Source organism: Bacillus cereus group sp. BfR-BA-01523, from assembly GCF_022662615.1.
Classification (GTDB): Bacteria; Bacillota; Bacilli; order Bacillales; family Bacillaceae_G; genus Bacillus_A; species Bacillus_A mycoides.
In genome coordinates, this window is record NZ_JAKUDX010000019.1 from 1 (window position 1) to 20,531 (window position 20,531).

Sequence of the window (20,531 nt, forward strand, 5' to 3'; positions counted from 1 at the left end):
ATGATGGCAGAGAGGTCACACCCGTTCCCATACCGAACACGGAAGTTAAGCTCTCTAGCGCCGATGGTAGTTGGGACCTTGTCCCTGTGAGAGTAGGACGTCGCCAAGCAAGATAAAAACACAAGTCTTTTGACTTGTGTTTTTTTGTTTTTAAACAGTACATGAAAGAAGTAAAGGGAATACATAAGTAATACAAACACGTTGCCCAAGAATAAATCATATTATATAAAAAATTGATGTATATTTTCCGGAAATTTGTTAAGGAATAGAGGTATATAATATGTTTATTTAAAAAGGGAGGAAAGATTATGAAATTACCAAGTGAAATTTGCATCGTTTGTGAGACAAAAAGAGGGGAAGGAATATATGTATATAATAATTTAATATGTTACGAGTGCGAAAGAAATCTGGTGAATACTGAGACAACTGACCCGAAGTATATACATTATTTAAAACAACTGCGAAAATTAGAAGTATCATATTTTTAAATAGGCATTATGCCTATTATTTTTTTTGCCCTAATATCTGTATAATAGATACAGAATGAATAATAAGGAAGAGATATATATGAATCAAAATCGTATGCCTTTATATGAGGCGCTAATGGAATTTAAAGAAAGGCGACTACTATCTTTTCATGTTCCAGGTCATAAGAATGGTTTAAACTTCCCTCAGAAAGCTTCAGGGGGGTTTAAGGACATATTATCAATTGATGTAACAGAGTTAACAGGATTAGATGATTTACATAGCCCGTTTGAATGTATAGATGAAGCACAGCAATTATTAGCTGAAGTATATGGCGTGCACAAAAGTTATTTTTTAATTAATGGTTCAACAGTTGGAAATTTAGCAATGATTTTGTCTTGCTGCGGCGAACATGATATTGTCCTCGTACAAAGAAATTGTCATAAATCGATCATTAATGGTTTGAAATTAGTGGGGGCTAATCCGGTCTTTTTAAATCCATGGATTGATGAAGTACATAACGTACCAGTAGGTGTTCATGATGAAATTATTAAGGAGGCAATTACAAAGTATCCAAATGCAAAAGCACTTATTTTAACACATCCTAATTACTATGGTATGGGAATTGATTTAGAGGCAAGTATCGCTTACGCACATGCACATAAAATTCCTGTTCTAGTAGATGAAGCCCATGGGGCGCATTTTTGTATAGGGGACCCCTTCCCGAAGTCAGCATTAGTTTATGGTGCGGATATTGTGGTTCATTCCGCACATAAAACATTACCTGCGATGACAATGGGATCTTATTTACATATAAATAGCCGTTTGGTGAGCGAAGAAAAAGTTTCCTCCTATTTAAGTATGCTACAATCTAGTAGCCCATCGTATCCAATTATGGCTTCTCTTGATATAGCACGTTTTGCAATAGCAGTTATAAAGGAAGAGGGTCATGATGAAATCGTTGAGTTTTTACGCCGATTTAAAGAAGGATTGCGATCTATCCCACAAATAGCCATTTTGCAATATCCATCGCAAGATGAATTAAAAGTTACGGTGCAAACTCGCTGTCAGTTATCGGGGTATGAATTACAGTCTGTATTTGAAAAAGTCGGTATATATACGGAAATGGCAGATCCATATAACGTCCTATTTATATTACCGTTACAAGTAAATGAGGGGTATATGAAAGCTATAGAGATCATTCGATTAGCTATGCAGCAATATAAGGTAAAAGACAAGACAGTATCAATTCGTTATACTTATAAAGGGGAAATTTCCCCTTTACCGTATACGTATAAACAATTAGAGAGATACGAAACGAAGTTAGTATCTATAGAAGAAGCCGTTGGTATGATAGCTGCAGAAATGGTGATTCCGTATCCACCTGGAATTCCATTGATCATGTATGGAGAGAGAATTACTCAAGAACATACAAAGCAAATTACTCATTTAGAGAAAACAGGGGCTCGTTTTCAAGGTAGTACGCAATATATGAACGTGTATGATATAGAAAGTAGGTTTTAGGATGAAGGGATTATTTGTAACAATTGAAGGGCCAGAAGGTTCGGGTAAAACAACATTAATTAAAAGTTTATTACCATATTTTGAGCAAAAGGAACAAAGGGTAATGGCGACCAGAGAACCGGGTGGTATTGCAATTTCTGAAGATATTAGAACAATTTTACATAAACAAGAGTATACGATGATGGAAGCACGTACAGAGGCGCTCTTATATGCTGCTGCACGTAGACAACATTTAGTGGAAAAAGTTATGCCAGCACTTGAGGAAAACTATCTTGTACTATGTGATCGTTTTATAGATAGCTCTTTAGCATATCAAGGATATGCAAGAGGCTTAGGTATGGATAAAGTATTTGAAATTAATCGTTTCGCAACGGAAGATTGTATGCCTAGTTTAACAATCTATTTAGATATTGAGCCAGAGGTAGGTTTAGCACGAATTGGAAAAGATGCAGGACGTGAAGTAAATCGACTAGATATGGAAGATATCTCTTTCCATAAACGTGTGCGTGAAGGGTATTTACAAGTTGTAGAGCGTTTCTCTAATCGCATTGTATTAGTAAATGCTGATCAACCAATGAAAAAACTTATAGAAGAAGTTGTTCAGATTATAGAAGATAAATTGTTATAATAGAAGGAAAGAATGAAATAAGTGAGGTATGCAGTATGATAAATACGTGGGAGCAGCTTTCTGCTATACAGCCCATCGGTGTCAAAATGTTGATGAATAGCATTGCAAAAGAGCGTATATCCCACGCTTACTTGTTAGAGGGAGGGAAAGGGACTGGGAAGTTCGCCACAGCAATTCAAATGGCAAAAAGTTTTCTCTGTTCACAAAGAAATGGTGTAGAGCCTTGTCATGTATGTACGAATTGTCGCCGAATTGATTCAGGTAACTACCCAAACTTACATATTGTAAAACCAGATGGATTATCTATTAAAAAACAGCAAATTCATGATTTACAAGAAGAGTTTTCAAAAACAGGATTAGAAGCAAATAAAAAAGTATATATTATTGAGCATGCAGATCGTATGACAGCAAATGCAGCGAATACGCTCTTAAAGTTTTTAGAAGAACCAAGTAGTGATACAACAGCTATTTTACTTACTGAACAAAGTCATCAGATTTTAAATACAATCTTATCTCGTTGTCAAGTTGTTACGTTTAGGCCGTTGCCTACAGAATCTTTAATTAAGAGGTTAGAGGAAGAAGGTATTACAGTTTCTTTATCTACACTTGCTGCGCAGCTTACAAATAGTTTTGAAGAAGCTTTATTAATGTGTAATGATGAATGGTTTGCACAAGCGAGAGCTTTAGTGATAAAATTATGTGAAGCGCTCGAAAAAGATAAGGCCTCTATTTTTTTTGTACAAGAAAAATGGGGGAAGCACTTTGGAGAGAAAGAACAATTACAGCAAGGATTAGATATGTTACTCCTTATTTATAAGGATTTATTATATGTTCAACTTGGAGAAGAAGATCGTCTTGTTTTTCATGAGCAGAAAGAGATGTTTGAATCCTTTTCTTATGCTCAGAAGCGCATTGTATCAGCTCTCTTTAATATATTAGAGGCAAAAAATAGAATCAACGCTAATGTAAATGCGCAGCTTGTGTTCGAACAGTTAGTGTTGCGGTTGCAGGAGGGATGACCGTTTTGTATGATGTAGTAGGTGTTCGCTTTAAGAAGGCCGGAAAGGTATATTACTTTGATCCGAATCAGTTCGATATCTCAGAAAATGAGTTTGTAATTGTAGAAACGGTAAGAGGTATTGAGTACGGAAAAGTAGTTATTACCAAAAAGCAAGTTGATGAAAATGACGTTGTATTACCGCTAAAAAAAGTTATTCGTATTGCAAATGAAAATGATCGTACCATTGTTGAAGAGAATAGGCATGCTGCGAAAGAAGCATATCAAGTTTGTCAACAAAAGGTAGGAGAACATAATCTTGATATGAAGCTTGTAGATGTAGAGTATACATTCGATCGTAATAAGATTATTTTTTACTTTACTGCGGATGGTCGGATTGATTTCCGGGAACTAGTGAAAGACTTAGCGGCAATTTTTAGGACAAGAATTGAGCTGAGACAGATCGGCGTTCGTGACGAAGCAAAAATGCTTGGTGGTATTGGTCCATGTGGTCGTATGCTTTGTTGTTCTACTTTTTTAGGAGATTTTGAACCTGTATCCATTAAAATGGCAAAGGATCAAAATTTATCATTAAATCCTGCAAAAATCTCTGGTTTATGTGGTCGCTTAATGTGTTGCTTAAAATATGAGAATGATGAATATGAGGCAGCAAAGGAACAACTTCCTGATTTAGATCAACGTATACAAACACCGCACGGTACTGGCCGTGTTATCGGATTAAATATTTTAGAAAGATTAATTCAAGTGGAACTAGTAGACAAGGAACGGATAGTAGAATATACGTTAGATGAATTAATGAATAAAGGGGTCGTTTCGAGTCAAACCACAGATTAATGAGGTGGGTGCTTGTGGAGAAAAAGGATATTTTTGCATCGGTTTCTAGTATGGAAGAGCAAATTGGACATTTATACAAACAGTTGGGAGAATTAAAACAACATCTTGCAGAATTATTGGAAGAAAACCAACATATAAAAATGGAAAATGAAAATTTGCGACATCGTTTTGAAGAAGTGCAGAACAAGGAAAAACAAAAAACTCAAAAACGCAAAGAAATGAAGGCGAAGACAGATATTGGTGAAGGCTACGATAATCTAGCGAGACTATATCAAGAAGGTTTTCATATTTGCAATCTACATTATGGAAGTGTACGTAAAGAGGGAGATTGTTTATTCTGTCTGTCATTTTTAAATAAAAAGTGAGATTACCTTTCCAATATAATTGGAAAGGTAATTTTTTATACATGAGAGTAGAATGAAATTTATTTTTACATTAATAGAAGATGAAATAGGGTAGGTTAAGTGTAAGAAAGGGAGCAATATATGAATTTATATGAAGATGAGCGTTTAGATTACTTATTAGCGCAAGATATGAAGATTGTACAAAGTCCATCAGTATTTAATTTTTCTTTGGATGCTGTTTTACTTGCAGATTTTGCTTGGGTGCCAATTCAAAAAGGTAATTTACTTGATTTGTGTACAGGTAACGCAGTTATCCCTCTTTTATTAAGTACAAGGACAAAAGGGAAAATTACAGGTGTAGAAATTCAAGAGCGCTTATATGATATGGGAATAAGAAGCGTTCAATACAATAATTTAGCAGAAAGAATTCATTTAATCCATGGAGATTTGAAAGATATGCCGGAGAAACTTGGACGTCATCAATATGATGTTGTAACATGTAATCCTCCTTATTTTCAAACACCACAAACTTCTGAGAAGAATATGAATGAACATTTAGCGATAGCTCGTCATGAAATTATGTGCACACTAGAAGATGTTGTATACGCAAGTAGTCAGCTAGTGAAACAGGGTGGGAAAGTAGCATTTGTACATCGTCCAGGTCGTTTGCTCGACATCGTCACATTAATGCGTAAATACAAAATTGAACCGAAACGTGTGCGATTTGTTTATCCTAAGGCTGGTAAAGAAGCGAATACATTGTTAATTGAAGGAATTAAGGATGGAAATGCAGATTTAAAAATCTTACCACCTCTTTTTGTATATGAAGAAAATAATGAATATACAAAGGAGCTTCGTTCAATTTTATATGGAGAAGAATAAGCATTGTTTTTATGTGGTGGAGTGTTCTGATGGAAGTTATTATGCTGGATACACGAATCATATAGAAAAACGGATTCAGACCCATAATAGTGGAAAAGGTGCTAGATATACACGCGCTAGACTTCCAGTTGTTTTAAAATATGTAGAGGATCACGAGGATAAACGAACGGCTATGCAAGCTGAGTATCACTTTAAGCAGTTAACGAGGAAAAAAAAAGAAGAATATATGCAAAAAGGAGAACGCTATGTGGCAGCAAAAAAGCTTTCAGCAAAATGAAAAGGGAGTTTTATATTTAGTACCGACTCCAATCGGAAATTTAGAGGATATGACATTTCGTGCAATCCGAATTTTAAAAGAGGCAGACATTATTGCAGCGGAAGATACAAGGCAAACGAAGAAACTTTGTAATTACTTTGAAATTGAAACACCAGTTATGAGTTATCATGAGCATAATAAAGGAGTAAGTGGACGGAAAATTTTAGATAAGTTAGAAGAAGGTAAGACTGTAGCCATTGTGAGCGATGCTGGTATGCCATGTATTTCAGATCCTGGTTATGATATCGTTGTAGAGGCTGTAGCAGAACAATATCATGTTATCCCGCTTCCTGGGGCAAATGCAGCCCTTACAGCATTGATTGCATCAGGACTTGAGACAAAACATTTTTATTTCTATGGTTTCCTGCAAAGAAATAAAAAGGGACGTAAGCTTGAATTAGAAAAACTACGCTATATTCCAACTACAATGATGTTTTATGAGGCGCCACATCGTTTAGATGATACTTTAATCTCTATGCAAGAAGTATTAGGAAATAGGGAAATCGTATTATGTCGTGAGCTAACGAAAAAATTTGAAGAGTTTATTCGTGGAACAATTGAAGAAGCGATTGAGTGGACGAAGCAAAATGAAGTTCGTGGTGAGTTTTGTATTTTAGTAGCAGGTTCAACAGAAGAACCTACTTCAGAAGAACAATGGTGGGAATCTATTTCAGTATATAATCATATTGAACATTATATAAATGAAAAAGGTATGAATTCAAAAGAAGCGATAAAAACAGTCGCTAAAGATCGAGATTTGTCGAAACGAGACGTATATCAAATCTATCATGTGGATAAAAAATAAGCTTCTCATAATTGAGAAGCTTATTTTGCTGTTTCGATATAATCTTGAAGTTCGTTTAAGACTTGTTCAGCGCCTTCTTTACTTAAGATAATTTTACCTTCAGCTAAAGATAGGTTACCATCAGATACTTCACCAGTTACTTGGCAAGTCATGTTTGGTTTATATTTCTTTAAGATGATTTTTTCATCATCAACGTAGATTTCAAGAGCATCCTTTTCTGCAATACCTAAAGTACGGCGTAATTCGATTGGAATTACTACACGACCTAATTCATCAACTTTACGAACGATACCAGTAGATTTCATAATTCTTTTCCTCCTAAATAAATAGTTTATAAGTTTCGAGTCTATTTTTTTGATTCGTCATTTTTCGACAAAATACCCTATGGACATATGATACCAATCATTTACATTTCCGTCAATTATTAAATTCTATATTTTTAAAAAAGATTTATAGATTTTTATACTTCTTATATATGATAGAATGTAAGTCATTTCTACAATTGTTTTGTGTTATTTTTTGTAATGTTTATACTTTTCGGGAAATATATTGTATATTTTTTTTGAATATGAGTAATAGATGATAAAGATATCGAGCATTAACTCGTTTTTATCCCGCTATTTGCGAGCAGTAAGACTCCCACTTTAAAATTTAGCCGGAGCAAAGAAGTTAAGTGGGAGTCGGGCTGCTCGTAAAAGCCCGATTGGTGTGGGCTAATAATCCATGGGGGATGAACCCTCTCCACGGATTAAAGTTTCACTTTATATATGAGTTTTTGATATACTGTTTATAAATACATATGAGGTTATTCGGGAGGTCCAAAACGATGAAAGAGGAAAATAAGTCCTTTTATATTACTACCCCAATTTATTATCCAAGTGGAAAGTTACACATTGGACATGCTTATACGACAGTAGCAGGAGATGCGATGGCACGATATAAGCGTATGCAAGGATACAATGTTCATTATTTAACAGGAACTGATGAGCATGGACAGAAGATCCAAAAGAAAGCAGAAGAACTAAATGTTACACCACAGGCATATGTGGATAACATTGTATCAGGGATTAAAGAACTTTGGGAGAAGATGGATATCTCTTATGATGATTTTATTCGTACAACTGAAGATCGTCATAAAGATGTTGTTGAGAAAATCTTCAAGCAGCTAGTAGATCAAGGCGATATTTATCTTGATGAATATGAAGGTTGGTATTCTGTACAAGATGAAACATTCTATACAGCGCATCAATTAGTAGATCCAATTATGGAAGGTGACAAAGTAGTTGGTGGAAAAAGCCCAGATAGTGGTCACGCTGTAGAACTTGTTCGCGAAGAGTCTTATTTCTTTAGAATGGGTAAATATGTAGACCGACTATTAAAGTTCTATGAAGATAACCCACATTTCATTCAACCGGAGTCCCGTAAAAATGAAATGATTAATAACTTCATTAAACCAGGATTAGAAGATTTAGCTGTTTCTCGTACTTCATTTGACTGGGGAGTTCGTGTTCCAGGTAACCCAAAACACGTTATTTACGTATGGGTAGATGCGTTGTCTAATTACATTACTGCATTAGGATACGGAACAGAAAATGAAGAGAAGTATAAAAAATTCTGGCCAGCAGATGTCCATTTAGTTGGGAAAGAAATTGTTCGTTTCCACACAATTTATTGGCCAATTATTTTAATGGCTTTAGATTTACCACTTCCGAAGAAAGTCTTTGCTCATGGCTGGATTTTAATGAAGGATGGAAAAATGAGTAAGTCAAAAGGAAACGTAGTAGATCCAGTTACACTAATTAATCGTTACGGATTAGATGCATTGCGTTACTACTTACTTCGCGAAGTTCCATTTGGATCTGATGGAGTATTCACACCAGAAGGATTTGTTGAACGAATCAACTTTGATTTAGCGAATGATTTAGGTAACTTATTAAATCGTACAGTAGCTATGATTGATAAATACTTTAACGGGGAAATCCCTGCATTTAAAGCAAATGTAACTGAGTTCGATGAAACGTTAGTGACATTTGCCAAAGATACATTGAAAAAAGTAGAAGGGGCAATGGAGAATATGGAATTCTCTGTAGCGCTAAGTTCCATTTGGCAATTAGTTAGCCGTACGAACAAATATATTGATGAAACGCAGCCGTGGGTATTAGCGAAGGATGAGAATGATCGCGAAAAACTTGCGTCTGTAATGGCCCACTTAGCTGAGGTACTTCGTCAAACAGGTATTATGCTTATGCCATTCCTAACAGTAGCACCAAGTAAGATGTTTGCTCAACTTGGACTTACTGAAGAGGCGCATAAATCTTGGGAAAGCCTATCTACAATTGGATGTATTCCAGCTGGAACAAAAGTAGAAAAAGGAAACCCAATCTTCCCTCGTTTGGAAATGGAAGTAGAAGTGGGGTATATTAAAGAACAAATGCAAGGTTCTGCTCCTAAAGTAGAAGAGAAAAAAGCAGAAGAACCAAAGGCAGAAGAAATTACAATTGATGATTTCTTTAAAGTAGAATTACGAGTAGCTGAAGTAATATCCGCTGAACCTGTGAAAAAAGCAGATAAGTTGTTAAAAATTCAGCTTGATTTAGGTACAGAGAAGCGCCAAGTGGTTTCTGGGATTGCTAAATTCTATTCACCAGAAGAACTAAAAGGTAAAAAGGTTATTTGTGTAACGAATTTAAAACCTGTAAAATTACGTGGTGAATTATCACAAGGTATGATTTTAGCAGGTGAAGAGAATGGCGTATTGTCATTAGCATCAATTGACCATAATTTACCAAATGGTACAAAAATCAAGTAATTGAGACAAGAAAAGAGATGTTTCACGTGTAACATTGGTGAAGCGTCTTTTTTCTTTTTACATTCCGTTTTTTGCATTAAAATTGAAGTATTGTTATCGTTAAGTTAGAAAGAGTGTAGTTTTTCTATGAGAGAATTGATTTCAATATAAAAGGAGTTATTTATTATGTTGTTTGATACACATTCACATTTAAATGCAGAGCAATTTGAAGAAGATTTACAAGAAGTTATCGCGAGAATGAAAGAAGCGGGAGTTACATATACAGTTGTTGTTGGATTTGATGAAGTAACGATAAAGAAAGCAATTGAATTAGCAGAGGCTTATGATTTTATTTACGCTGCAGTTGGATGGCATCCTGTTGATGCAATCGATATGAAAGAAGAACATTTAGCTTGGTTAGAAGAATTAGCGGCTCATCCTAAAGTAGTTGCAATTGGGGAAATGGGATTAGATTATCACTGGGATAAGTCTCCAAAAGAAATACAGAAGGAAGTATTCCGTAAACAAATTGCATTAGCGAAAAAGGTGAAATTACCGATTATTATACATAACCGCGATGCAACTCAAGATATTGTTGATATCCTAGAGGAAGAGAATGCAGCTGAAGTAGGGGGCATTATGCATTGCTTTAGCGGGAGTGTAGAAGTAGCGCAGCGATGTGTCGATATGAACTTTTTAATTTCATTAGGTGGTCCAGTAACATTTAAAAATGCCAAGAAACCGAAAGAAGTTGCTATGGAGATTCCGTTAGAAAAATTATTGATAGAGACAGATTGCCCGTATTTAACACCACACCCATTTCGAGGGAAACGAAATGAACCTAGTTATGTAAAACTGGTAGCAGAAGAAATTGCGAAATTAAAAGGAATTTCTTATGACGAAGTAGCACAAGTAACAACAAAGAATGCCAAATCCTTATTTGGTGTTGAATAAAAAAGAATGGGGAGTCCCATTCTTTTTTTGTTTTTTGAGAAGAGAGACAGTAGAAGTGATAAGAACCCACTATTTACTCATAACATAAGTGTAGAAATATTGCGGATAAATTAAGATGGAGATAGAAGTGTTACAATAAGGATAGTGTACAAAGATTTTTCTCTTCTACTTTTTAAAATGTACGATTGGGAAAATAATAATGGAAAAGTCGTCATTTTTTTGTTTTACTAAGTAGAGATGAAAAGAGTGTGGAGGCAAGCATGAAAATTAAAGAGATTATCGTTGTAGAAGGTAAAGATGATACAGTTACGATTAAACGTGCTGTTGATGCGGATACAATCGAAACGAACGGTTCAGCAATCGGTGATCACGTTATTGAGCAAGTTAAATTAGCGCAGCAAAAACGAGGCGTTATTATTTTCACAGATCCGGATTATCCTGGAGAGCGTATTCGAAAAATTATTTCTGACAAGGTTCCTGGATGTAAGCATGCTTTTTTAACGAAGGAAGAAGCACTTGCTAAAAGGAAAAAAGGTGTTGGAATCGAACATGCTTCTAATGAGTCGATTCGCCGTGCTTTAGAGAATATACATGAAGAAATGGAAGCTTACACAAGTGAAATTAGTTGGAGTGATCTAGTCGATGCGGGCTTAGTGGGCGGAGAAATGGCAAAGAGTCGCAGAGAAAGAGTGGGTAAGCTATTAAAGATTGGTTATACAAACGCAAAACAGTTACATAAACGTTTACAAATGTTTCAGGTTTCAAAGGAATCATTTGCAGAAGCTTATAAGCAAGTAATACAGGAGGAAAAAAAATGAAGGATATCGCAACACCAAATCGTACGAAAGACATTGTTGAAAAGTATGGATTTTCATTCAAAAAAAGTTTAGGACAAAATTTTTTAATTGATACGAATGTATTAAATCGTATCGTTGATCACGCAGAAATCGGTTCAGAAAGTGGCGCAATTGAAATTGGACCAGGTATCGGTGCGTTAACAGAGCAATTGGCAAAGCGTGCTAAAAAAGTAGTGGCTTTTGAAATTGATCAGAGATTATTACCAATTTTAGACGAGACGTTAGCTCCATATAGCAACGTTACAGTTATAAATAAAGATGTACTAAAAGCAGATGTACATGAAGTGTTTAGTGAGCAATTTGAAGAAGGGCAAGATGTAATGGTAGTAGCTAACTTACCATACTATATTACAACGCCAATTTTATTTAAATTGCTTGAAGAAAAATTACCGGTTCGTGGATTTGTTGTTATGATGCAAAAAGAAGTTGGGGATCGTTTAGCTGCTAAACCAGGAACGAAAGAGTATGGTTCTTTATCAATTGCCATTCAGTATTATACAGAGGTAGAAACAGTTATGACTGTACCGCGTACAGTGTTTGTGCCACAACCAAATGTTGATTCTGCGATTATCCGTCTTCTAAAGCGTCCTAAACCAGTTGTAGAAGTGACAGATGAAACTTTCTTCTTTGAAGTAGTACGAGCGAGTTTCGCACAGCGTCGTAAAACTTTAATGAATAATTTATCAAATAATTTAAATGGTTTCCCGAAAGATAAAGAGCTGTTGGATCGAATTTTGACAGAAGTAGGAATTGATCCGAAGCGAAGAGGCGAAACGCTATCTATCGAAGAGTTTGCAACATTAAGTAATGCATTAATTCTTCATAAATTGTCATAAGAATATGAAAGGGACAGTTCAACTTGAGCTGTCCCTTTTGTCACCTTTCCTTTCCTAAATTCATACTTTAAAAACAGGTAAGATGGCCTAACGAGTTTGGAGGTAGGAGAATGGATTTACATGTTGGAGAATTAGTTGAACGATATTCTCATAATAGGGATATTCTTTTTCGTATTATAGAAATAAAAGGCGATATGGCAATATTATTTGGAGAGGAAATTAGACTTGTGGCGGATGCACCACTTGCAGATTTAGTTAGTATAGATCAACGAGAACATAAAAATAGAGTGAAGCGTGAAAAAGAAACGATGGAGCGTACTTACCGGTTGTTTCAGCAAGATTACGTGTTGATGAAACAAAGACATGAACATAATTCAACTGGTGGATATACAAGTGAAGTGAATTATTTTCAAATGCCAGGACGTGTATTGCATATAGATGGAGATCCTTTATATTTACGCAAGTGCTTAGATTTATATAATAAAATAGGCGTTCCTGTTCAAGGTATTCATTGTAAGGAAACGGAGATGCATGAAAAGGTAGTAGACTTAATAGATCATTTTCGCCCAGACATTTTAGTTATTACAGGACATGATGCATATACAAAATCAAAAGGAGTTATGGGAGATTTAGCAGCATATAGACATTCTAGACATTTTGTACAGGCCGTTCGAGAAGTGCGGAAAAAGTATCCATCGTTAGATCAACTCGTTATTTTTGCTGGGGCTTGTCAATCACACTTTGAGGCGTTGATTCGGGCAGGTGCTAATTTTGCTAGTTCACCGTCTAGAATTAATATTCATGCTCTAGATCCTGTATATGTAGTTGGCAAAATTAGTTTCACTTCATTTATGGAAAGAGTAAATGTATGGGACGTTGTGCGTAATACAATTACTGGCGAAAAGGGACTAGGCGGAATTGAAACAAGAGGGATTTTACGAACAGGATTGCCCTTTCAACATTATGACGAATGAGCAAGGTACATACGTATCTTGCTTTTTTATGTGGAAATGATTTAAATGAGTCTGGATAAAAAGCGGCAAGAACGTGCAGACTATACAATGATACTTTTAGAATATAGTATTTCTTCTATCTATTTGAACGCATGATGCTTTTATAATGATATTGTCTGTGAATTGCGGTTAATAATTGGGATAGATATATCGTGTTTTAAGTGTTCAATCTAAATTACAGCGAGGTGTAGCAAAGTATATGTCAAAACGTTTAGATGAAATTAAAAGCGAATTAGATCACCATCTTGGACAGCGACTTATGTTAAAGGCAAATAGTGGGAGAAGAAAAACTGTGGAGCAATCAGGTGTACTTGCAGAAACGTATCGTTCTGTGTTTGTTGTACAATTAGACCAGCAAGAAGATGCATTGCAACGTGTATCTTATAGTTATGCAGATGTTTTAACAGAGACAGTAGAGCTAACATTTTACGATGAATCTCAAAATGAAGTATTTTATAATTAATGTATTTTTTGTTACATATATTCCCATAAATGAAAAGCTATATTATTTTGCATACTAATTATACCGTAGCAAAATAAGGAGGGACTCTGCATTGAGTAGACGAAGAGGAGTCATGTCAAATCAATTTAAAGAAGAGCTTGCAAAAGAGCTTGGATTTTATGATGTTGTTCAGAAAGAAGGATGGGGCGGAATTCGTGCGAAAGATGCTGGTAATATGGTGAAACGTGCTATAGAAATTGCAGAACAGCAATTAATGAAACGAAACCAGTAGTTGTAAGATACTTTCTATGCTACGGTAGCCGAGGAGAGATTCCTCGGCTTTTTGCACGCTAAAAGGTGCCATCATTTGACATAAGTAGTTTCATTCTGAATGCTTTTCGATATAATTAGGGAAGTGTCATCGTCTTACTATAAATTTATGGTAAAATAAACGATAAAAGATTGAGTACATAGAGTGGGTGAATAGATTGAAGCTACTAGTGAAAGCACCAGCAAAGATTAATCTGTCGTTAGATGTACTGGGAAAAAGACAAGATGGATATCATGAAGTGAAAATGATTATGACAACAATCGACTTGGCAGATCGTTTAGAGCTAACGGAATTAGCAGAAGACCGTATTGAAATTTTGTCCCATAATCGGTATGTCCCAGACGACCAACGCAATTTAGCTTATCAAGCAGCGAAATTATTAAAAGTGAAGTTTAATGTAAAAAAAGGTGTGTCTATTACTATTGAAAAAACGATTCCAGTAGCCGCTGGATTAGCAGGTGGAAGTAGTGATGCAGCAGCGACATTACGTGGCCTTAATAAGTTATGGAATTTAGGGCTAACAATCGATGAATTAGCAAAGCTTGGCGCAGAAATTGGATCAGATGTATCGTTCTGTGTATATGGTGGAACTGCTATTGCCACTGGAAGAGGAGAAGAAATTGAACATATAAAGACTCCGCCTTCTTGTTGGGTTGTTTTAGCAAAGCCCCACATTGGTGTATCTACTGCTGACGTGTACGGAAATTTAAAATTAAATCGTGTTACTCATCCAAATGTAGATAAAATGGTTGAAGTCATTAACCATGGCGATTATAAAGGAATTTGTGATACTGTTGGTAACGTTTTAGAAGATGTGACGTTTGCGATGCATCCCGAGGTTGCACGTATTAAATCACAGATGAAACGCTTTGGGGCAGATGCCGTATTAATGAGTGGAAGTGGCCCAACTGTATTTGGTCTTGTACACCATGATTCGCGAATGCACCGCATATATAACGGGTTAAAAGGATTTTGCGAGCAAGTATATGCAGTGCGTTTATTAGGAGAGCGAGAAACGCTTGAATAAAGACGTATAATACGTTATGATTTGTTTAGAATATTCGTGATTTGAGGTGAGAGTATGAAAATTAGACGAAGTACAAGATTGGTCGATCTGACGTATTACTTGTTACAAAATCCTCGTCAGCTAGTTTCTCTCACTTTTTTTGCTGAAAGGTATCAATCGGCTAAATCTTCCATTAGTGAAGATTTAGTTATTATTAAGCAAACGTTTGAACAACAAGGTGTCGGCACATTGCAAACGGTACCAGGAGCAGCAGGAGGAGTGAAATATATTCCTTATATAAGTGAAGAAGAGGCAAATCTGATTATTAACGAGCTTTGTAGCTTATTTGAAAACCCAGACCGTATTTTGCCTGGCGGTTACTTATATATGACGGATCTTTTAAGTAATCCTCGCCAGATTAATGGCGCAGGTCGTTTATTTGCTTCTGTTTTTGCTAGGCAACCAATTGATGCGGTTATGACGGTAGCGACAAAAGGAATTCCGCTTGCTTATGCAGTAGCGAACTACTTAGATGTACCGGTAGTAATTGCGAGAAAAGATAATAAGGTAACAGAAGGACCCACTGTTAGTATTAACTATGTATCAGGTTCCTCTAAGCGAATCCAAACGATGACTTTAGCAAAGCGTAGCCTTCCAGAAGGGTCCAATGTTTTAATTATTGATGACTTTATGAAAGCTGGCGGAACCATTCAAGGTATGATGAGCATGCTAGAAGAGTTTAAAGCTAATGTTGTTGGGATTGGCGTATTAGTAGAGTCTACGGATATTGAAGAAAGACTTATTAATAACTTTGTATCATTAATTCGTCTGTCAGAAGTTGATGTGAAAGAAAAAGCGATTCAAGTGGAAAAGGGGAATTATGCACTTGCACCATTTGATAAAGGGCTTGTAGAGGCTGAGTAAAAAGGTAAAGCAGATAGCTTTACCTTTTTTTATTCCTATTTATAAATTACAAAATAGATGGACAAACTGCCTTTGGTACACTATTTTTAAAGAGTAAAAATAAATAATAAAAGGGTGAAAAGTATGAAAGTTGTTCAAACAAGCAAAGCACCACAGGCAATCGGACCATATTCACAAGGGATTATTGTAAATAATATGTTCTATAGTTCAGGACAAATTCCGTTAACGGCAAGTGGAGAACTTGTAACAGGAGATGTAACAGTACAAACAGAGCAAGTATTTGAAAATTTACAAGCGGTATTAGCAGAAGCAGGTGCTTCATTTGATACAGTGGTAAAAACAACAGTATTCTTGAAGGATATGGATGATTTTAATGCTGTTAATGAAGTATACGGTTCTTATTTCTCTACTCATAAACCAGCGCGTTCTTGTGTACAAGTAGCAAAATTACCGAAAGATGTTTCTGTTGAAATCGAAGTAATTGCCCTAGTTAAGTAACCCTTTGTAAGCGATAACCTCTACTAATCCTTATATTCAACTACAATAAAAATTTTTATCTTAAAAATTTTTAAAAAATTAAAGGAAAAATAGAAATTTTGTGGAATTTATACAAATATATCGCTTATTTAGAAAAGGGTGGTGAACACAAGATGGAAGTGACTGACGTAAGATTACGCCGCGTAAACACAGAAGGCCGCATGAGAGCAATTGCCTCTATTACTCTAGACCATGAATTTGTTGTTCATGATATTCGTGTAATTGATGGTAATAATGGATTATTTGTAGCAATGCCAAGTAAACGTACTCCAGATGGAGAATTCCGTGACATTGCACATCCAATTAATTCTAATACACGCTCTAAAATCCAAGATGCGGTTTTAACAGAGTATCATCGTTTAGGCGAGTTAGAAGAGGTTGAGTTTGAAGAAGCAGGCGCTTCGTAAAATTCGAATGAAAAGGGCTTTTGAAAGAAAGTCTTATAATTTTGTAGCAAACTCCTGTAAGCATTTACAGGAGTTTGTTTTTTTTTTTGAATAATACACGTTTCTAATTATAAAAATTCATATTTTGAAAAAATAAAGATGAAAAACTTCTAATTTTTTCAAAATCATTTAAAATAGTATAGCTTATTCCTTAAAAAAGATACTAAAGAGTAAAACATCTTATAAGAATTATGGTAAAATTTAATAGTTATAATGTGTTTCTTGAAATATATGATGATTTAGGATAATATCGTTAATGGATAAATAGGTTGCGATGGAGGGTCTATATGTCAAACAGATTTGCAGTGATTCTAGCTGCAGGTAAAGGCACACGTATGAAGTCCAAGCTATACAAGGTGCTGCATCCTGTATGTGGAAAACCAATGGTACAACATGTAGTCAATGAAGTATCTCAATTAGGATTGCAGAAACTTGTAACAGTCGTTGGACATGGTGCTGAAAAGGTACAAGAACAGCTAGGAAACGTAAGTGAGTTTGCATTACAAGCAGAGCAACTTGGTACAGCTCATGCTGTTGATCAAGCTGCAAGTGTACTTGCAAATGAAGAGGGAACAACTTTAGTTATTTGTGGTGATACACCTCTAATAACTGCTGAAACGATGGAAGCATTGCTTCAGCAACACGAAGAAGCGGGAGCAATGGCGACGGTACTAACAGCGTACATAGAAGAGCCTGCTGGATATGGCCGTATCGTTCGTAATGAGAATGGTCATGTTGAAAAGATTGTTGAGCATAAGGATGCAAATGAAAAAGAATTAGCTATTAAAGAAATCAATACAGGTACGTATTGTTTTGATAATAAAGCTTTATTTGCTTCACTTTCTAAAGTTTCAAATGATAATGTACAGGGCGAATATTACCTTCCGGACGTTATTGAAATTTTAAAAACTGAAGGTCATATTGTATCAGCTTATCAAACAGAGCACTTCGATGAAACGTTAGGTGTTAACGACAGAGTCGCTCTATCGCAAGCGGAAATTATTATGAAAAATCGTATCAACAGAAAGAACATGGTAAATGGTGTTACAATTATTGATCCAAGTAACACATACATTTCTGCGGATGCAGTTATTGGTAGTGATACAGTTCTTCACCCAGGAACGGTTATTGAGGGGAACACTGTAATTGGTTCTGATTGTGAAATTGGACCGCATACAGTAATTCGCGATAGTGAAATTGGAGATCGTACGGTAATTCGTCAATCTACTGTACATGACAGCAAACTTGGTACAGAAGTATCAGTTGGTCCATTTGCACATATTCGCCCAGATTCAGTTATTGGAGATGAAGTGCGCGTTGGAAACTTCGTAGAAATCAAAAAAACTGTTTTTGGTAATAGAAGTAAAGCTTCACACTTAAGTTATATCGGGGATGCACAAGTTGGAGAAGACGTGAATCTTGGTTGTGGTTCAATTACGGTGAACTACGACGGCAAGAATAAATTTAAAACTGTAATTGGTAACGGGGTATTTATTGGATGTAATTCAAACCTTGTTGCGCCTGTAACAGTTGAAGATGGTGCTTATGTGGCAGCAGGCTCTACAATAACAGAGAATGTTCCATCAAAAGCATTATCAGTAGCACGTGCACGTCAAGTTAACAAAGAAGACTATGTTGATCAATTGCTGAATAAGAAAAAATCATAATGTGGAGGGTTAATCTAGATGTCGACTCAATATCTAAATTCTAATTTGAAAGTATTCTCTTTAAACTCTAATAAGGAACTTGCTGAGCAAATCGCAAAGCATATTGGAGTAGGACTAGGAAAATGTTCTGTTGATCGTTTTAGTGATGGAGAAGTTCAAATTAACATTGAAGAAAGTATCCGTGGTTGCGATGTATTCATTATTCAATCTACAAGCTTCCCAGTAAACGAACATATCATGGAATTACTTATTATGATTGATGCATTAAAACGTGCATCTGCAAAAACAATTAATATTGTTATTCCTTACTATGGTTATGCGCGTCAAGACCGTAAAGCGCGTTCTCGTGAACCAATTACATCGAAACTTGTAGCAAACTTGCTTGAAACAGCAGGTGCAACTCGTGTAATCACTCTAGATTTACATGCTCCGCAAATTCAAGGATTCTTTGATATCCCGATCGACCACTTAATGGGTGTACCGATTCTTTCAGACTACTTTGAAGCAAAAGGCCTTAAAGATATCGTAATCGTATCTCCTGATCACGGTGGTGTAACTCGTGCTAGAAAAATGGCAGATCGCCTAAAAGCGCCAATCGCTATTATTGATAAGCGTCGTCCTCGTCCGAATGTATCTGAGGTAATGAACATTATCGGTAACATCGAAGGCAAAACAGCAATTTTAATTGATGACATCATTGATACAGCTGGTACAATTACATTAGCGGCAAACGCTCTTGTTGAGAACGGTGCTTCTGAAGTATATGCTTGCTGTACACACCCAGTATTATCTGGTCCAGCAATTGAGCGTATTCAAAATTCGAATATTAAAGAGTTAGTTGTAACGAACTCTATCGTATTACCAGAAGAGAAGAAAATTGATAAAGTACATGAACTTTCAGTTGCTCCATTAATCGGAGAAGCAATCATTCGTGTATACGAAGAAGAATCTGTAAGTGTATTATTCAATTAATTGGATAGAATGAGACGTAACCAAGCTTGGTTACGTCTTTTCGTATCGAAAAAAGAAAGTAGTGGTACAAGAATGAAATTAATAGTAGGACTTGGGAACCCAGGTAGAGAATATGAATTAACAAGGCATAATATTGGATTTATGGCAATCGATGAACTTGCAAAACGTTGGAGTATTTCTTTGAATGAACAAAAGTTTAAAGGGGTATTTGGCGCAGGTTTTGTTAATGGGGAAAAAGTAATCTTACTAAAGCCACTTACATATATGAATTTATCTGGGGAAAGTATCCGTCCACTCATGGATTATTATAAAATTGATGTCGAGGACTTCATTGTTATGTACGATGATTTAGATATTCCTGTAGGTAAATTACGCCTTCGCATGAAAGGTAGTGCGGGTGGACATAATGGTGTGAAATCAACAATTTCACATTTAGGAACACAAGAATTTCAACGTATCCGCATGGGAATCGATCGTCCGAAAAATGGGATGAAAGTAGTGGATTACGTATTAGGACGTTTTACATCTGAAGAAATATCTGGCGTTAATCAATCCATTGAAAATGCAGCAGATGCATGTGAGGAATGGTTAAATAAACCTTTTCTCCAAATCATGAATACTTTTAATAGTTAAGCGCACAATCTGGAATATTTTATTTTGTTTTATCCCATACTAGTAGCAATTGGATATTTAGGAGGCTAGTATGGAAGGTTATTATTACTGTAGACATTGTGGAAGTAATGTGGGCTCCATTATCGCAGAAAAAGTATATAGCGACGTTTTGTTTCAACTAACAGAGCAAGAAGTAGTGGATATGATTCATTTTCATGAGAATGGAAATATATATATAAAAACGATTTGTGAATCGTGTCAAGAAACGCTCGCATCTTATCCTGAGTATTATGAATATGAAAAATTTCTGCAATAAAATGTTGTCGCTTT

25 protein-coding genes and 1 rRNA gene are annotated in these 20,531 nt (G+C 35.7%); 25 read left to right on the top strand and 1 reads right to left on the bottom strand.

Features of this window, described 5'->3' with window-relative positions; all coding sequences use genetic code 11:
- From rrf to rsmI, 10 genes are all read left to right on the top strand, one after another.
- A 5S ribosomal RNA gene (gene rrf / locus MR066_RS25245) occupies positions 1–109 on the top strand; the annotation flags it as partial.
- Between the two features lie 199 nt (positions 110–308).
- Positions 309–488, top strand: coding sequence for a sigma factor G inhibitor Gin (locus tag MR066_RS25250; RefSeq protein ID WP_002130199.1), 180 nt, complete (start codon positions 309–311; stop codon positions 486–488).
- A 79-nt stretch (positions 489–567) separates the two neighbouring features.
- Entirely contained in the window at positions 568–1,989 is a 1,422-nt protein-coding gene (locus MR066_RS25255; protein WP_242248878.1) for an aminotransferase class I/II-fold pyridoxal phosphate-dependent enzyme, read from the top strand.
- A gap of 1 nt (position 1,990) precedes the next feature.
- Entirely contained in the window at positions 1,991–2,617 is a 627-nt protein-coding gene (gene tmk / locus MR066_RS25260) for a dTMP kinase (RefSeq protein ID WP_242248879.1), read from the top strand.
- Positions 2,618–2,652: 35 nt separating this feature from the next.
- Positions 2,653–3,636 (top strand): DNA polymerase III subunit delta', encoded by a 984-nt coding sequence (holB, locus tag MR066_RS25265; protein ID WP_002009636.1) that lies wholly within the window; start codon positions 2,653–2,655, stop codon positions 3,634–3,636.
- Positions 3,637–3,641: 5 nt separating this feature from the next.
- Positions 3,642–4,469 (top strand): PSP1 domain-containing protein, encoded by an 828-nt coding sequence (locus MR066_RS25270; RefSeq protein WP_002009637.1) that lies wholly within the window; start codon positions 3,642–3,644, stop codon positions 4,467–4,469.
- A gap of 14 nt (positions 4,470–4,483) precedes the next feature.
- On the top strand, positions 4,484–4,834 hold the full coding sequence (gene yabA, locus MR066_RS25275) for a DNA replication initiation control protein YabA (RefSeq protein ID WP_002009639.1): 351 nt from the start codon (positions 4,484–4,486) through the stop codon (positions 4,832–4,834).
- Between the two features lie 120 nt (positions 4,835–4,954).
- Positions 4,955–5,695, top strand: coding sequence for a tRNA1(Val) (adenine(37)-N6)-methyltransferase (locus tag MR066_RS25280; protein WP_002029328.1), 741 nt, complete (start codon positions 4,955–4,957; stop codon positions 5,693–5,695).
- Positions 5,682–5,972: a GIY-YIG nuclease family protein gene (locus MR066_RS25285; RefSeq protein ID WP_002130207.1), complete on the top strand. Its 291-nt coding sequence runs from the start codon at positions 5,682–5,684 to the stop codon at positions 5,970–5,972. Before MR066_RS25280 ends, MR066_RS25285 begins: the two co-directional genes overlap by 14 nt.
- A complete protein-coding gene (gene rsmI, locus MR066_RS25290; protein WP_242248880.1) occupies positions 5,941–6,816 on the top strand; it encodes a 16S rRNA (cytidine(1402)-2'-O)-methyltransferase in 876 nt (291 codons plus the stop codon). Before MR066_RS25285 ends, rsmI begins: the two co-directional genes overlap by 32 nt.
- Positions 6,817–6,836: 20 nt before the next feature.
- Here the strand turns inward: rsmI and MR066_RS25295 are convergent, their stop codons facing one another.
- Positions 6,837–7,121: an AbrB/MazE/SpoVT family DNA-binding domain-containing protein gene (locus MR066_RS25295; protein WP_000843037.1), complete on the bottom strand. Its 285-nt coding sequence runs from the start codon at positions 7,119–7,121 to the stop codon at positions 6,837–6,839.
- Between the two features lie 494 nt (positions 7,122–7,615).
- Between MR066_RS25295 and metG the strand changes: the two genes are divergently transcribed.
- From metG to MR066_RS25370, 15 genes are all read left to right on the top strand, one after another.
- Complete coding sequence (gene metG, locus MR066_RS25300) at positions 7,616–9,625, top strand: methionine--tRNA ligase (protein ID WP_277929119.1); 2,010 nt, start codon at positions 7,616–7,618, stop codon at positions 9,623–9,625.
- A 165-nt stretch (positions 9,626–9,790) separates the two neighbouring features.
- Positions 9,791–10,558, top strand: coding sequence for a TatD family hydrolase (locus tag MR066_RS25305; RefSeq protein ID WP_242248882.1), 768 nt, complete (start codon positions 9,791–9,793; stop codon positions 10,556–10,558).
- A gap of 260 nt (positions 10,559–10,818) precedes the next feature.
- Positions 10,819–11,376, top strand: a complete 558-nt coding sequence (gene rnmV, locus MR066_RS25310; RefSeq protein WP_242248883.1) for a ribonuclease M5 — start codon at positions 10,819–10,821, stop codon at positions 11,374–11,376.
- Positions 11,373–12,251, top strand: coding sequence for a 16S rRNA (adenine(1518)-N(6)/adenine(1519)-N(6))-dimethyltransferase RsmA (gene rsmA, locus MR066_RS25315; RefSeq protein WP_002091590.1), 879 nt, complete (start codon positions 11,373–11,375; stop codon positions 12,249–12,251). The genes rnmV and rsmA overlap by 4 nt, the downstream gene beginning before the upstream one ends.
- Positions 12,252–12,361: 110 nt before the next feature.
- The gene (gene yabG / locus MR066_RS25320; RefSeq protein ID WP_002009651.1) at positions 12,362–13,225 is read left to right on the top strand and encodes a sporulation peptidase YabG; all 864 of its coding nucleotides are present in this window, start codon (positions 12,362–12,364) and stop codon (positions 13,223–13,225) included.
- Between the two features lie 238 nt (positions 13,226–13,463).
- Entirely contained in the window at positions 13,464–13,727 is a 264-nt protein-coding gene (gene veg / locus MR066_RS25325; RefSeq protein WP_002009653.1) for a biofilm formation stimulator Veg, read from the top strand.
- Positions 13,728–13,818: 91 nt separating this feature from the next.
- Positions 13,819–13,998 (top strand): acid-soluble spore protein SspF, encoded by a 180-nt coding sequence (sspF, locus tag MR066_RS25330; RefSeq protein WP_002094215.1) that lies wholly within the window; start codon positions 13,819–13,821, stop codon positions 13,996–13,998.
- A gap of 196 nt (positions 13,999–14,194) precedes the next feature.
- The gene (ispE, locus tag MR066_RS25335) at positions 14,195–15,064 is read left to right on the top strand and encodes a 4-(cytidine 5'-diphospho)-2-C-methyl-D-erythritol kinase (protein ID WP_012260164.1); all 870 of its coding nucleotides are present in this window, start codon (positions 14,195–14,197) and stop codon (positions 15,062–15,064) included.
- 54 nt (positions 15,065–15,118) lie between these two features.
- Positions 15,119–15,967, top strand: a complete 849-nt coding sequence (gene purR, locus MR066_RS25340) for a pur operon repressor (RefSeq protein WP_002091587.1) — start codon at positions 15,119–15,121, stop codon at positions 15,965–15,967.
- A 123-nt stretch (positions 15,968–16,090) separates the two neighbouring features.
- On the top strand, positions 16,091–16,465 hold the full coding sequence (locus tag MR066_RS25345; RefSeq protein ID WP_000869819.1) for a RidA family protein: 375 nt from the start codon (positions 16,091–16,093) through the stop codon (positions 16,463–16,465).
- A gap of 152 nt (positions 16,466–16,617) precedes the next feature.
- Complete coding sequence (gene spoVG, locus MR066_RS25350; protein WP_000454042.1) at positions 16,618–16,911, top strand: septation regulator SpoVG; 294 nt, start codon at positions 16,618–16,620, stop codon at positions 16,909–16,911.
- Positions 16,912–17,237: 326 nt separating this feature from the next.
- Positions 17,238–18,617: a bifunctional UDP-N-acetylglucosamine diphosphorylase/glucosamine-1-phosphate N-acetyltransferase GlmU gene (glmU, locus tag MR066_RS25355; protein ID WP_242248884.1), complete on the top strand. Its 1,380-nt coding sequence runs from the start codon at positions 17,238–17,240 to the stop codon at positions 18,615–18,617.
- Between the two features lie 18 nt (positions 18,618–18,635).
- Entirely contained in the window at positions 18,636–19,589 is a 954-nt protein-coding gene (locus tag MR066_RS25360) for a ribose-phosphate diphosphokinase (RefSeq protein ID WP_002091580.1), read from the top strand.
- A 72-nt stretch (positions 19,590–19,661) separates the two neighbouring features.
- A complete protein-coding gene (gene pth, locus MR066_RS25365) occupies positions 19,662–20,222 on the top strand; it encodes an aminoacyl-tRNA hydrolase (protein ID WP_002144538.1) in 561 nt (186 codons plus the stop codon).
- 70 nt (positions 20,223–20,292) lie between these two features.
- Complete coding sequence (locus MR066_RS25370; protein WP_002091576.1) at positions 20,293–20,517, top strand: anti-sigma-F factor Fin family protein; 225 nt, start codon at positions 20,293–20,295, stop codon at positions 20,515–20,517.
- Positions 20,518–20,531: the final 14 nt, after the last annotated feature.